At 68.6% G+C, this 12,515-nt stretch carries 11 protein-coding genes and 1 riboswitch; of the genes, 4 read left to right on the plus strand and 7 right to left on the minus strand.

All coding sequences use genetic code 11. The features are described 5' to 3' along the window. The coding region (locus C560_RS23890) for a hypothetical protein (protein WP_231494367.1) at positions 1 to 208 on the plus strand (208 nt) is incomplete at its 5' end. 353 nt (positions 209 to 561) lie between these two features. On the opposite strand, the gene C560_RS0115065 is transcribed toward C560_RS23890, so the two are convergent. The 3 genes from C560_RS0115065 to C560_RS0115075 all read right to left on the minus strand — a co-directional run bounded on the left by C560_RS0115065 (position 562) and on the right by C560_RS0115075 (position 3,106). Continuing rightward, the gene (locus C560_RS0115065; RefSeq protein ID WP_026538825.1) at positions 562 to 1,437 is read right to left on the minus strand and encodes a VOC family protein; all 876 of its coding nucleotides are present in this window, start codon (positions 1,435 to 1,437) and stop codon (positions 562 to 564) included. Positions 1,438 to 1,519: 82 nt separating this feature from the next. Next, positions 1,520 to 2,602 (minus strand): amidohydrolase family protein, encoded by a 1,083-nt coding sequence (locus C560_RS0115070; protein ID WP_026538826.1) that lies wholly within the window; start codon positions 2,600 to 2,602, stop codon positions 1,520 to 1,522. A gap of 3 nt (positions 2,603 to 2,605) precedes the next feature. Continuing rightward, the gene (locus C560_RS0115075; protein WP_231494368.1) at positions 2,606 to 3,106 is read right to left on the minus strand and encodes a GNAT family N-acetyltransferase; all 501 of its coding nucleotides are present in this window, start codon (positions 3,104 to 3,106) and stop codon (positions 2,606 to 2,608) included. A gap of 75 nt (positions 3,107 to 3,181) precedes the next feature. After that, a riboswitch (TPP riboswitch) is annotated at positions 3,182 to 3,289 on the plus strand. Here C560_RS0115075 and thiC point away from each other — a divergent pair. Continuing rightward, positions 3,285 to 5,135 (plus strand): phosphomethylpyrimidine synthase ThiC, encoded by a 1,851-nt coding sequence (gene thiC, locus C560_RS0115080; protein WP_026538828.1) that lies wholly within the window; start codon positions 3,285 to 3,287, stop codon positions 5,133 to 5,135. It overlaps the preceding riboswitch by 5 nt. On the opposite strand, the gene C560_RS0115085 is transcribed toward thiC, so the two are convergent. Further along, on the minus strand, positions 5,132 to 5,866 hold the full coding sequence (locus tag C560_RS0115085; RefSeq protein WP_018773457.1) for an alpha/beta fold hydrolase: 735 nt from the start codon (positions 5,864 to 5,866) through the stop codon (positions 5,132 to 5,134). The two genes, thiC and C560_RS0115085, sit on opposite strands and share 4 nt — an antisense overlap. A 71-nt stretch (positions 5,867 to 5,937) precedes the next feature. Then, the gene (gene ffh, locus C560_RS0115090) at positions 5,938 to 7,521 is read right to left on the minus strand and encodes a signal recognition particle protein (RefSeq protein WP_018773458.1); all 1,584 of its coding nucleotides are present in this window, start codon (positions 7,519 to 7,521) and stop codon (positions 5,938 to 5,940) included. Between the two features lie 152 nt (positions 7,522 to 7,673). Between ffh and C560_RS0115095 the strand changes: the two genes are divergently transcribed. After that, positions 7,674 to 9,062 (plus strand): glucose-6-phosphate dehydrogenase, encoded by a 1,389-nt coding sequence (locus C560_RS0115095; RefSeq protein WP_026538829.1) that lies wholly within the window; start codon positions 7,674 to 7,676, stop codon positions 9,060 to 9,062. A gap of 192 nt (positions 9,063 to 9,254) precedes the next feature. Here C560_RS0115095 and C560_RS0115100 read toward each other — a convergent pair whose 3' ends face one another. Next, positions 9,255 to 9,593 carry a P-II family nitrogen regulator gene (locus C560_RS0115100; RefSeq protein ID WP_018773460.1) on the minus strand — a complete coding sequence of 113 codons (339 nt, stop codon included), beginning with the start codon at positions 9,591 to 9,593 and terminating at the stop codon, positions 9,255 to 9,257. Then, positions 9,590 to 10,954 (minus strand): ammonium transporter, encoded by a 1,365-nt coding sequence (locus C560_RS0115105; protein ID WP_026538830.1) that lies wholly within the window; start codon positions 10,952 to 10,954, stop codon positions 9,590 to 9,592. Before C560_RS0115105 ends, C560_RS0115100 begins: the two co-directional genes overlap by 4 nt. Before the next feature lie 251 nt (positions 10,955 to 11,205). Between C560_RS0115105 and C560_RS0115110 the strand changes: the two genes are divergently transcribed. Next, positions 11,206 to 12,456, plus strand: coding sequence for an MFS transporter (locus C560_RS0115110; protein ID WP_026538831.1), 1,251 nt, complete (start codon positions 11,206 to 11,208; stop codon positions 12,454 to 12,456). The last annotated feature ends 59 nt before the right edge of the window (positions 12,457 to 12,515 follow it).

Genomic DNA, 12,515 nt, shown 5'->3' on the forward strand with positions numbered 1-12,515 from the left:
TGAACCGTTCGACCAAGGCGAGCTTGAATTCGAACGAGTACACCTGTTTCGTCGGCTTGGCCATCAGCGCTCCTCGACCATGGATTCTCCACCGCAGATAGAGAAGCTGCACCGGCGAGTGAGACACACCCAGGACCCGTGCCGCCGCTTTATCCGCGATGCCCTTCTCAAACCACGCTACAGCGGCCTCGCGCTGCTCTTCGGATAACGGACTACGTACATGCATAAAACTGCTCCCCGGGAGTCGGAACTGAATTTCTCAGTCCAACTTCCGGGGAGCAGTTCACTGCGACCGTTGGACATGTCCAGCGGTCCCGTCAGCGAACAGTGGACATGCCCTTCGCTGGCCCGAGGAAACCCGTCCCACCCGGCCCCGCCCGCGGGTATGCCTTCCCCCGGCCGCGAGCAATGGACATATGGCAACTGTGCTCATTCCCGGCCGTGACCGATGGGCATGTCCAGCGGTCCCGTCAGCGAACAGTGGGCATGTCCAGCGGGAAGCTGGGCACGCTGGACATGTCCAGCCGTCCCGTCAGCGAACAGCTTGCCTGGGCAGAACTTCTAGCGCACGGCGACGCGGATCCGGTTGCGCCACGGATCTTCGAAGCGCAGCTCGGCGCCGGTGTGGTGGGATTCGACACCGGCAACCTTGAGCCGGTCGGCCAGGGCCGCGACGTCGTCGCCGGAGGGCACTTCAATGAGGACTTCGCCCAGCCCCAGCGTGTCGCGCCGGGGGCCCGCGCCGCGGCTGTTCCACACGTTCATGGCCATGTGGTGGTGGTAGCCGCCGGCCGAGACAAACAGCGCCTGGCCGTGCCAGCCCGCGGTCTTCTCGAAGCCGAGCGTGCCGACATAGAAATCGTGCGCCGACTGGACGTCGCCGACCTGCAGGTGGACGTGCCCGACGCCGGCGGCGGCCTGGCGCTGGCCGGCCACGGACTCCTCGGTCAGGTATTGCTGCAGGTAGCGCTGCGGCGGCAGGGCGAGGCTGTCCATGACGACATTCCTGCCCTCCCAGGACCACGCCTCCCGCGGCCGGTCCCAGTACAGCTCGATGCCGTTGCCCTCGGGGTCGTTGAAGTAGAACGCCTCGCTGACGAGGTGGTCCGCGCTGCCGGTGAAGGACTGGGGCTCGTACTGGGCCGCGCTGGCAATGGTGGCCGCCAGGGAGTGCTGGTCCTCGAAGAGGAGGGCGGTGTGGAAGAGCCCGGCCTCGCCGCGGGAGGGAAGATTCAGGCCCGGGGCGGGCGCCAGATGGACCAGCGGCTTCTGCTGGCGCCCAAGGTAGAGCCCGCCGTCCTGTTCGGCCACAGTCTCCAGGCCAAGGGCGCGCTGGTAGTAGTCGGTCATGAGCCTCATGTCGCCGACTTTGAGCATCACGGTGCCCATGGTGAGTTCGGCAGGAAGGAGGTCCTGGGTGCTGGCTTCTGCGGTCATGGCAACGCTCCGTGGATTCTGTAGCCACCGGCTTTCGGCGACCCTTGCATAAGACTAAATTACTTGAAGCTTCAATTTATTCCTAACGGATGAGATGACCCCGAAGCACAATGTGCTTTAGTTCCCTGAGCGTGGCCGGATTGCTCCGCGGATCCTCGGCGCAGAGCAGGACATCCGCGCTTGCCCCTGCACCGATGGACTCCGCGCCGAGCCAGGTCCGCGCGGACCAGGCCGCGGCGTCGAGGGCTGCCGCGGCGGGAAGGCCGGCGGCGTGCAGGGCCTGGATCTCGTCGACGATCCTGCCGTGGCTGATCACGCTGCCGGCGTCGGTACCGGCGTAGATCGCCACCCCGGCCTCGTGGGCTTCGAGGATCCGCTCCGCCCGCCGCTCCCACAGCGAGCGCATGTGGGCGGCGTAGCGGGGGAACTTGGCCTCCGCCCGGGCCGCGATGTCCGGGAACGTGGCGATGTTGATCAGGGTGGGCACGATCGGGACGCCTTGTTCGAGGAAGCGCGGCAGGTGCCGCGGCAACAGCCCGGTGGCGTGCTCGATGCAGTCGATCCCGGCATCGAGCATGTCATCGAGGGTGTCCTCGGCGAAGCAGTGGGCGGTGACGCGGGCACCCTCATCGTGGGCGGCCTGCACGGCGTCCTTGACCGTCCTGGCGGGAAAGCTGGCGGCGAGATCGCCGGCGGCTCGGTCGATCCAGTCCCCCACGAGCTTGACCCAGCCGTCGCCCGCGCGGGCCTGCTTCCGCACGGCCTCGACCAGATCCTCCGGCTCGACCTCGACGGCCAGGCCCGGCAGGTAGCGCCGGGTCCTCGCCAGGTGCCGGCCGGAGCGGATGATCCGGGGAACGTCCGCGCGTTGCTGGAGCCAGCGGGTGTCGTGGACGGCGCCGGCGTCACGGACCAGCAGCGTCCCGGCGTTGCGGTCCGCCAGGGCCTGGGATTCCGCGGTGTCCTCGGCAACGTCCCCGCCCGGGCCGAGGCCGATGTGGCAGTGCGCGTCCACGAGGCCGGGAATGACCCAGCCGTCCAGCACGTGCTCCGGCGCGGCCGCGGGCCGGCGGAAGGTCAACCGGCCCTCCACCGACCACAGCCCGTGGCGGACCTGGTCCGCCGCCGTGAGGATGGGGCCGCTGAACTCGATGATGCTGGTCATGGCCTAAAGCCTAATCCGCATGACAATCCGCGGGCCCAGATCATCGAGCCCCAGCTGCGCTTCGTGGATCCTCAGGGCAGCCAGCGCGGGCCCCGGCCGGGCGAATTCCTCGAACCCGCAGCTCGCGTAAAACGGGGCATTGAACGGAACGGCTGCGAAAGTGCAAAGCGTCATCCAGGAATAGCCGCGGCCCCGGCCAGCGTCGAGGGCCGCCTCCACCAGGGACCGTCCGATCCCCCGCCTGCCGGAGTCCGGCTGCACGGAGAGTTGCTCCAGATGGGCCTGGCCGCCGAGTGCGTCAACGCGGGCAAAGCCTACGGGCGGGGTTCCGGCGACCAGTATGAACAGCGGCTCGACCGGTGCCGTCAACTCCGGTGCCGGGAGCGCCCGGTTCCCCAGTTCCTTTATCAGGACGCCGTCTGCCGCGGCCTCGATAGCGGGCAGCGCCGGGAGATCTTCCGGCGCCGCCGTCCTGATGCGGGGCACGGCCTTGGGCGGGGTCACAGTGCCACGCTAACACCGCGGTCCGGCCGTCCGCGTCACACTCGACGGCCGGCCGGAGGCGCGTGGTAGCTTCGTCTACGACCACACGGGTGCCCCTGCAGGGGCTGAGATCGGGCTGACGCAGCCTGCGACCGTTGAACCTGTCCGGGTAATGCCGGCGAAGGAAGTGAGTATTTCCGTGAACACCCAACTGACACAGCACAGCCCTGTCCACAACCAGCCTGCGGCCCCCACACAGTCGCTGAAGTCCCACTCGCTGGCCTTCACCACGGACCCGGACCACGGCATCCGTGTCCCGGTGACCGAAATCGCCCTGGAACCCTCGCCGGGCGGCGTCCGGAACCCGCCGTTCCGGGTGTACCGCACGGCCGGACCGGGCAGCGATCCGGTCCGCGGGCTGGAGCCGTTCCGTGCCCCCTGGATTGAGGCCAGGGCGGACACCGAACCCTACGCCGGCCGGGAACGGGAGCTGCTCGACGACGGCAAGTCGGCGGTGCGCCGCGGTGCGGCGTCGGCCGAGTGGCGGGGCGGCCGGCCGGTGCCGCGCCGGGCCGTTGAGGGCAGGACCGTCACGCAGATGCGGTACGCCCGGGACGGTGTCATCACCCAGGAAATGCGGTTCGTCGCGCTGCGCGAGAACTGCGACGTGGAGCTGGTGCGCAGCGAGGTGGCCGCGGGCCGGGCGATCATTCCCAACAACGTCAACCACCCCGAATCCGAGCCGATGATCATCGGCAAGGCGTTCCTGGTGAAAATCAACGCCAATATCGGCAATTCCGCCGTGACCAGCTCCATCGCCGAGGAGGTCGACAAACTCCAGTGGGCCACGCAGTGGGGCGCGGACACCGTCATGGACCTCTCCACCGGGGACGACATCCACACCACGCGCGAGTGGATCATCCGCAACTCCCCCGTCCCCATCGGCACGGTCCCGATTTACCAGGCGCTGGAGAAGGTCAACGGCGAGGCGAACGCCCTGACCTGGGAGATCTTCCGGGACACCGTGATCGAGCAGTGCGAGCAGGGCGTGGACTACATGACCATCCACGCCGGGGTCCTGCTGCGGTATGTGCCCCTGACGGCCAACCGGGTCACCGGCATCGTGTCCCGGGGCGGTTCCATCATGGCCGGCTGGTGCCTGGCGCACCATCGGGAGAACTTCCTGTACACCCACTTCGACGAGCTGTGCGAGATCTTCGCGCGGTACGACGTCGCCTTCTCCCTGGGCGACGGGCTGCGGCCGGGCGCGACGGCGGATGCCAACGACGCGGCACAGTTCGCCGAACTGGACACCCTGGCCGAGCTCACGCAGCGGGCCTGGGAATTCGATGTGCAGGTCATGGTGGAGGGCCCCGGGCACGTGCCCTTCCACCTCGTCCGGGAAAACGTGGAGCGCCAGCAGGAACTCTGCAAGGGCGCCCCGTTCTACACACTCGGGCCGCTGGTCACGGACATCGCACCGGGATATGACCACATCACCTCGGCGATCGGCGCCACCGAGATCGCCCGCTACGGCACCGCCATGCTCTGCTACGTCACGCCCAAGGAACACCTCGGGCTGCCGAACAAGGACGACGTGAAGACGGGCGTGATCACCTACAAGATCGCGGCCCATGCCGCGGACCTCGCCAAAGGCCACCCCGGCGCGCACGAACGCGACGATGCCCTGTCCAAGGCAAGGTTCGAATTCCGCTGGCGGGACCAGTTCGCGCTGTCCCTGGACCCGGTCACGGCAGAGGCCTTCCACGATGAGACGCTTCCCGCCGAGCCGGCCAAGACAGCCCACTTCTGCTCGATGTGCGGTCCGAAGTTCTGCTCCATGCGAATCAGCCAGGACATCCGGGACGAATACGGCACCGGCAACTATGGTGCGGCGGACTCCGCTTCGGTGGATCCTGGTTCGGCGGAAAAGCAGGCCGCCCTTTCAGCGAGGGCGGCCGGAATGCGGGCGAAGAGCAACGAATTCCTCGCCTCGGGCGGCAAGGTCTACCTGCCGCAGCCCTCGGTGGGCGGACCCGCAGCTTCCTAGGAGGCCCGGGCGTGCTGGCGCCGGCTGACCTCGGCGATGTAGGAGCGGATGGCCCGGTCCCCTTCGGCTGAATCCTGGGGCCGGTGCCCTCCCGGGGCGGTGCGGTGCAGGGCGCCGGTCTCGCGCAGGTAGCCGGCGATTTCCTCGTACAGCGGTTCCCAGCCGCCGGTCAGGACCAGGGTCGGCACGCCCGGCACGATCTGCAGCGGGGCTTCCCAAGGCGGCGCCTGCAGGCGGAGCCGGCGCGCCGCCCGGAGGGCCTCCGGCGTCGTGGCCCCGGGGGCGTCCGCCGCGAACGCGCGACGGATGAACTCCCGCTGGAAGTCGTCGTCGCTGAGGTTGTGCCGGACGTCGAAGAGCGGCTGCATGAGGGCCCGGTGCGCGGCGGTGGCCGGGAGTTCGGCGGTCAGGGACAAGCAGGCAGGTTCCACCAGGGTCAGCGACTGGACGAGGTCGGGCCGCTCGACGGCGGCCATCATCGCGGCGATCGCGCCCTGCGAGTGGGCCACCACGTGGCCGCCGGCCTCGCCGCGGCCATCGTCGGCCAGCGACGCGAGCACGATGGCGGCGTCGGCGGCGAAGTTGGATTCGAGCGGTTCGGCGACGGCGTCAAACCCGTGCCGCCGCAGGAACAGGGCGTCGTAGTCCAGCGCCATTCCGTGCTGTTTTGGCCACGCGGCGGCGCCGAAGCTGCCGTCCCCGTGGACGAAGACTACGCGCTGCTTGAACATTGTCTAACCCTATGGCACTTCAGTGCTGATGCCGCCGGCGACACAGTGCCGGCGGCCGTCAGCACTTGCGGCTACTTGCTGCCGCCGAGGAACTTGTCGAAGCCCTTGGGCAGGTTCAGCTGGGACGGGTCGAAGTCGCCGCCCTGCTGGCCGAACGACGCCCCGGTGGGCAGGGCCTTGGGGCCGGCGGCACGCCTGGCCTCGGCGTCGCGCAGTTCCTGCGCCGCCTTGGCCGGGTTGCCGGAGCGGGCCTTCTTCTTTGGCGCGGGCTTGGCGCCCTTGCGAGCCCCGCCGCCCATGCCCGGCATCCCCGGCATGCCGGGCATGCCGCCGCCGGCGGCCATCTTCTTCATCATCTTCTGGGCCTGGGCAAAGCGTTCCAGCAATCCGTTGACCTCGGAGACGTGCACGCCGGAACCGCGGGCAATACGGGCCCGGCGGGAGCCGTTGATGATCTTCGGAGCCACGCGCTCGTGCGGGGTCATCGAGCGGACAATGGCCTCGACGCGGTCGATCTCGCGCTCGTCGAACTGCTCCAGCTGCTGGCGGATGTTCTGCGCACCGGGCATCATCATGAGCATTTTCTTCATGGAGCCCATGTTGCGGATCTGCTGCATCTGGGCGAGGAAGTCATCGAGGGTGAAGTCTTCCTGGTCGGCGAACTTCTTCGCCATCCGGGCGGCTTCATCCTTGTCCCAGGACTTCTCGGCCTGCTCGATCAGGGTGAGGACGTCACCCATGTCCAGGATGCGCGAGGCCATGCGGTCCGGGTGGAAGAGCTCGAAGTCGTCCACGCCTTCGCCGGTGGAGGCGAACATGACCGGTTTGCCGGTCACCGACGCGACGGAGAGCGCGGCACCGCCGCGGGCGTCGCCGTCGAGCTTGGAGAGCACGATGCCGGTGAAGTTGACGCCCTCGTCGAAGGCCAGGGCCGTGTTGACGGCGTCCTGGCCGATCATGGAGTCGATCACGAACAGGACTTCGTTCGGGACGATCGCGCGGCGGATCTGGCGCGCCTGCTCCATCATGTCGGCGTCGACGCCGAGACGGCCGGCGGTGTCCACGATCACGACGTCGTGGAGGGTGCGCTTGGCTTCCTCGACGCCGGCGCGCGCGACGGCGACAGGGTCGCCGGCCGGGTGGTCCAGTTCGGTGGACGTGGCGCCCGGATGCGGGGCAAACACGGGTACGCCGGCGCGCTGGCCGACCACCTGCAGCTGGGTGACGGCGTTGGGGCGCTGGAGGTCACAGGCCACCAGCATCGGGCTGTGGCCCTGGGACTTGAGCCACTTGGACAGTTTGCCGGCCAGGGTGGTCTTGCCGGCGCCCTGGAGACCGGCCAGCATGATGATGGTGGGTCCGGTCTTGGCCAGGCGGATCCGGCGGGTCTCGCCGCCGAGGATCTCGACGAGTTCCTCGTTGACGATCTTCACGATCTGCTGGCTCGGGTTCAGCGCCCCGGAGACCTCGGCGCCGAGGGCACGCTCGCGCACGCGGCCGGTGAACTCCCGGACCACGGGCACGGCGACATCGGCGTCCAGGAGGGCACGCCGGATCTCGCGGACTGTGGCGTCAACGTCCGCCTCGGTCAGGCGGCCCTTGCCACGCAGATTCTTGAAGGTTGCTGTCAACCGGTCAGAGAGTGAATTGAACACGCGCCGTGCACTTCTTTCAGTGGATCTACAGGTGGCGGCCGGTGCGGCACGCCAGCGTCGCGACTGGTATTCGCCTGGACGAACCGCCTCGACAACAGGACTCGACTATCTAGGGTACCAAGATGCGCCTTCAAGATGGCATGCTGGCGTAGGTGACCAGCCAAACAACTGTAAAAACCCTGCTCATCCTGGGCGCTTCCGGCGATCTCACCGGAAGGCTCCTGCTGCCGGGGCTTGCCCGCCTGGTGGCCCGGGGCCGCGCCGACGGCCTCACCCTGGCGGGAGCGGGATCGGACCCCTGGACGCCGGAGCAGTGGCTTGGCCGGATCGAGGCGTCGTTCGCGGACGAGGACTCCACGGCCGACGCCCACGGCAGGCGCGAGCTCAAGCGGGTCCGCCAGGAGAGCACGTACCACCAGCTCGACGTGACCGCTGAGGGCCAGCTCGCCGGGTTGCTTGCGCAGCTGGAGGGGCCCGTGGCGGTCTATTTCGCCCTGCCGCCGCGCGTCAGCCAGCTCGCCTGCGAGGCCCTGGCGCCGGAGGACGTGCCCGCCGGCACCCGGCTGGTCATGGAGAAGCCGTTCGGTTCCGACGAGCAGTCGGCGCGGCACCTGAACACGACGCTGGCCGCGCTGGTCCCGGAGGACCACATCCACCGGGTGGACCACTTCCTCGGCAAGGCAACGGTCCTGAACATCCTGGGCCTGCGCTTCGCGAACACGTTCCTGGAGCCGGTGTGGAACCGGCAGAACATCGAAAAGGTCGAGATCATCTTCGACGAGGACCTGGCCCTCGAAGGCCGCGCCCGCTACTACGACGGCGCCGGAGCGCTCCGCGACATGATCCAGAGCCACCTGCTGCAGATCATGGCCCTCATGGCGATCGAGCCGCCGGCATCCGTGGACGAACGCGACCTTCGCGATGCCGTGGCCACCGTGCTGCGGGCCAGCAGCATCAAGGCCCCCTACCGCCAAAGCAGCCGCCGGGCCCGGTACACCGCCGGCTCCATCGACGGCCGGGACATTCCGGACTATGCCCGGGAGGAGGGCGTGGACGCGTCCAGGGGCACCGAAACCCTCGCCGAGGTGCAGGTGGGGATCGACAACTGGCGCTGGCAGGGCGTGCCGTTCATCCTGCGCTCAGGCAAGGCGCTGGGCAAAAAACGCAAAGAGGCTGTGGTGACCTTCCGGCCGGTGCCGCACCTTCCGCGGGGGTTCACCGGTGTGGACGCCCCCAACCAGCTGCGGATCGGCTTTGGCCCGGACACTCTGCAGTTCGACGTCGACGTGAACGGCCCCGGCAATGTCCTGAGCCTGGACCGGGCCACGCTGCGGGCCGAACTGAGCGCCTCCGAGCTCCTCCCCTACGGTGAAGTGCTCGAGGGCGTGCTGACCGGCGATCCGCTGCTCTCGGTGCGGGCGGATACGGCCGAGGACTGCTGGCGCATCCTGGCGCCGGTGCTGAAATCCTGGACCGCCGGTCATGTCCCGCTGGAGGAATATCCGGCCGGGACCCCGGGGCCGGAGGGCTGGCCGGCCTAGTTCCGGCCTAGTTCCGTCGCAGCCGCGCCCGCGCAGATCCGGCGCAGGGCGCCTGAGCCCGCGCAGATGCGACCAGGCCGCACCCGGAGACGACACAGCGGGCCGGATACCTTCCCAGGTATCCGGCCCGCTGTGTCAGTGCTGTGTCAGTGCCGTGGCTGTCTCCCGGTCAGGGAGTGGAGCGGGGAGCAGCTAGATCGCTGCCGCACCGCGCTCTCCGGTGCGGACCCTGACAGCCTCGAACACATCCATCGTCCAGACTTTGCCGTCGCCGGCCCGGCCCGTGTTGGAACTGGCGATGATGACATCGAGGATGTCGTCCGCCTGTTCGTCGGTGGCCAGGACTTCCACCCGGATCTTGGGCAGCAGGTCCACGTTGTACTCGGCCCCGCGGTACACCTCGGTGTAGCCGCGCTGCCGGCCGTAGCCGCTGGCTGCGCTGACCGTGAGGCCCTGCACGCCGTAGGCCTCCAGGCCTTCGCGAATAGCCTCAAGCTTTTCCGGTCGGACGATTGCCGTGATCAGTTTCATGCCCCCACGCTTTCCTTGCCTGTTGCGTTCTGCTTGCCGTTGGACTCGGCGTCCACCGGCACTTCGGCTGCCTCTTCACTCATCGGCTTGCCCGTGATCAGTTCGTGCAGCGGCTGGAAGCTGCCGCCGTGCCCGCCGACGCCGAACTCGTAGGCGGTCTCTGCGTGCAGGCTCAGGTCCACACCGACAACTTCCTGTTCCTGGGAAACCCGGAAGCCCATGAGCTTGTGGACCGGGAAGGCGATGATGAAGGTCATCACGGCGGTGAAGACGATGGCCATCAGTGCCGCGAGGCTCTGGGCGACCAGCTGCGTGGTGCCGCCGCCGTAGAACAGGCCCGCGGTGCCCTGGGTCGGGGTGGCCAGGAAGCCGATTGCGACCGTGCCGACAACACCGGAGACGAGGTGGACACCCACGACGTCAAGCGAGTCGTCGTAGCCGAACTTGAACTTCAGGCCGACGGCGAGCGCCGAGGCCACACCGGCTGCGACGCCGAGGGCGATTGCACCCAGCGGGGAGACGTTGGCGCAGGCCGGGGTGATGGCGACCAGGCCGGCGACCACGCCGGAAGCGGCACCGAGGGAGGTCGGGTGACCGTCGCGGAAGCGCTCCACGGCGAGCCAGCCAAGCATGGCGGCGGCCGGGGCGGCCAGGGTGTTGATCCAGATCAGGCCGGCCTGCTCCACAGTGGCGGCGGCACCGGCGTTGAAGCCGAACCAGCCGAACCACAGGATGGCGGCGCCGAGCATGACGAACGGAATGTTGTGCGGGCGGTGGTTCGGGTCCTTGCCGAAGCCCTTGCGGTTGCCGATGATCAGGACCAGGATCAGGCCGGCGACGCCGGCGTTGATGTGGACCACGGTGCCGCCGGCGAAGTCGATGACCGGCGCGAACGTCTGGCCGAACCAGCCACTGGCGGAGAAGAGTCCTCCACCCCAGACCATGAAGGCCAGCGGCGCGTAGACCAGGGTGGCCCAGATGGGCGTGAAGACCACCCAGGCGGAGAACTTGGCGCGGTCGGCGACCGCACCGGAGATCAGGGCCACCGTGATGATCGCGAAGGTTGCCGCGTAGCCGACCTTGAGCAGGTCAGCCGGTTCGGTGAAGCCGTGCAGGCCGAAGTGGCTGAACGGGTTGGCGAAGATCTGGTAGAAGTTGTCTTCGTTGCTTGTAGCCATCGAAGCGCCCCACAGGATCCACATGATGCTGACGGTTCCAATGGCGACGAAGCTCATCATCATCATGTTCAAAGCCGACTTGGCGCGGGTCATGCCGCCGTAGAAGAATGCCAGGCCCGGGGTCATGAACAGCACGAGTGCCGCGGCGACCAGGAGCCAAACGAGACCTGCGGTGAGTTCCATGGTCTACGTCCTCTCTTGCTATTAGGTGCGGAGTAGTCCGCCGGTCCCAACGCATTTATTTGCGTTCTAGAAAGAGTTTCGCGGGGCAGTGTTTCGCTGGCGGAGGATTTACATTGCCGGGTTGTTACAAGAACCTCCCGGACGTAAATGGTGCATCTCACACTTGTTACGGTTATGTTTCAGCGGATCATTTCCGCACACGTTGGACCCGCCGCCAGCCGGCCCCGCATCTTCCCAAGGACGAACGCATTATGAGCAAGACCTCCCGCCCCGCCGGCGACGCCGCAGCCAAGGTGCCCTCCCGGGCCCCGGGCCGCTCCCGGCTGCCCCGGGACATCAAGGTGATGCTGGTGGCGGCCTTCCTGATTGCGATCGGTTTTGGCCTCGTGGCACCGGTTCTGCCCCAGTTCGCCACCACGTTCGACGTCGGGGCGACCGCGGCGGCCGTGATCGTGAGCATCTTCGCGTTCATGCGGCTCGTCTTCGCCCCGGCCGGCGGCGCCCTGATCGTGAAGCTGGGCGAACGGCCGGTCTATGTGGCGGGGCTGCTGATCGTCGCGGCGTCCACGGCGGCCTGCGCCTTCGCCCAGGACTACTGGCAGCTGTTGGTCTTCCGCGGCCTGGGCGGGGCCGGTTCGGTGATGTTCACGGTGGCGTCCATGGCGCTCGTGGTCCGGCTCGCGCCGCCGGAAAGCCGCGGCCGGGTCTCCGGGGCCTATGCCTCCGCCTTCCTGATCGGCAACGTCTGCGGCCCAATCGTCGGCGGGATGCTTGCCAGCTTCGGTTTGCGGGTGCCGTTCCTGGCCTACGCGGCGGCCCTGGTGCTGGCCGCCGTCGTGGTGCAGACCCAGCTCAGCCATGTCCCCGCCGCCTCGCGGCAGCCCGGCGCCACGGCCCCGGCGATGGCTCTGAAGGACGCGCTGCGGGACAGCGCCTACCGGGCCGGCCTGTTTTCGAGCTTCGCCAACGGCTGGGCCACCTTTGGGGTGCGGATGGCCACAGTGCCGCTCTTCGCCGTCGTGGCGCTCGGCGCCGGGCCGGAATCCGCCGGCTGGGCCCTGGCGGTGTTTGCCGGCGGCAACGCGGTGGCGCTGACGTTTTCCGGCCGGCTCGCGGACAGCCTCGGCCGCAAGCCGCTCCTGCTGGCCGGACTGCTGGTCACCGGCACCGCCACGGCGGCCATCGGGTTCACGCACCAACTGCCCTGGTTCCTGCTCGCCTCCGCCTGCGCCGGGATCGGCTCCGGACTGCTGGGACCGGCCCAGCAGGCCGCCATCGCCGACGTGATCGGCAACGAGCGCTCGGGCGGCCGCGTCCTGGCCGTCTTCCAGATGGCCTCCGACAGCGGCGCGATCGTCGGACCGGTGGTGGCCGGGCTGCTGGCGGACCGGCTGGGCTACGGCTGGGCGTTTGGGGTCACCGGCGGCATCCTGTTGGCCGCCGCCGCCGCGTGGTTGCCGGCCCGCGAAACGTTCCGCCGGCCGGCGCCGGACCGCGCCTGACCTGCGGCGTTGCCGCCACTGGTCGGCTCTGGGCAACGCCTCCACCGGAACCCTGTCCG

Origin of the sequence: Arthrobacter sp. 9MFCol3.1, assembly GCF_000620385.1 — a bacterium.
Lineage (GTDB): Bacteria > Actinomycetota > Actinomycetes > Actinomycetales > Micrococcaceae > Arthrobacter.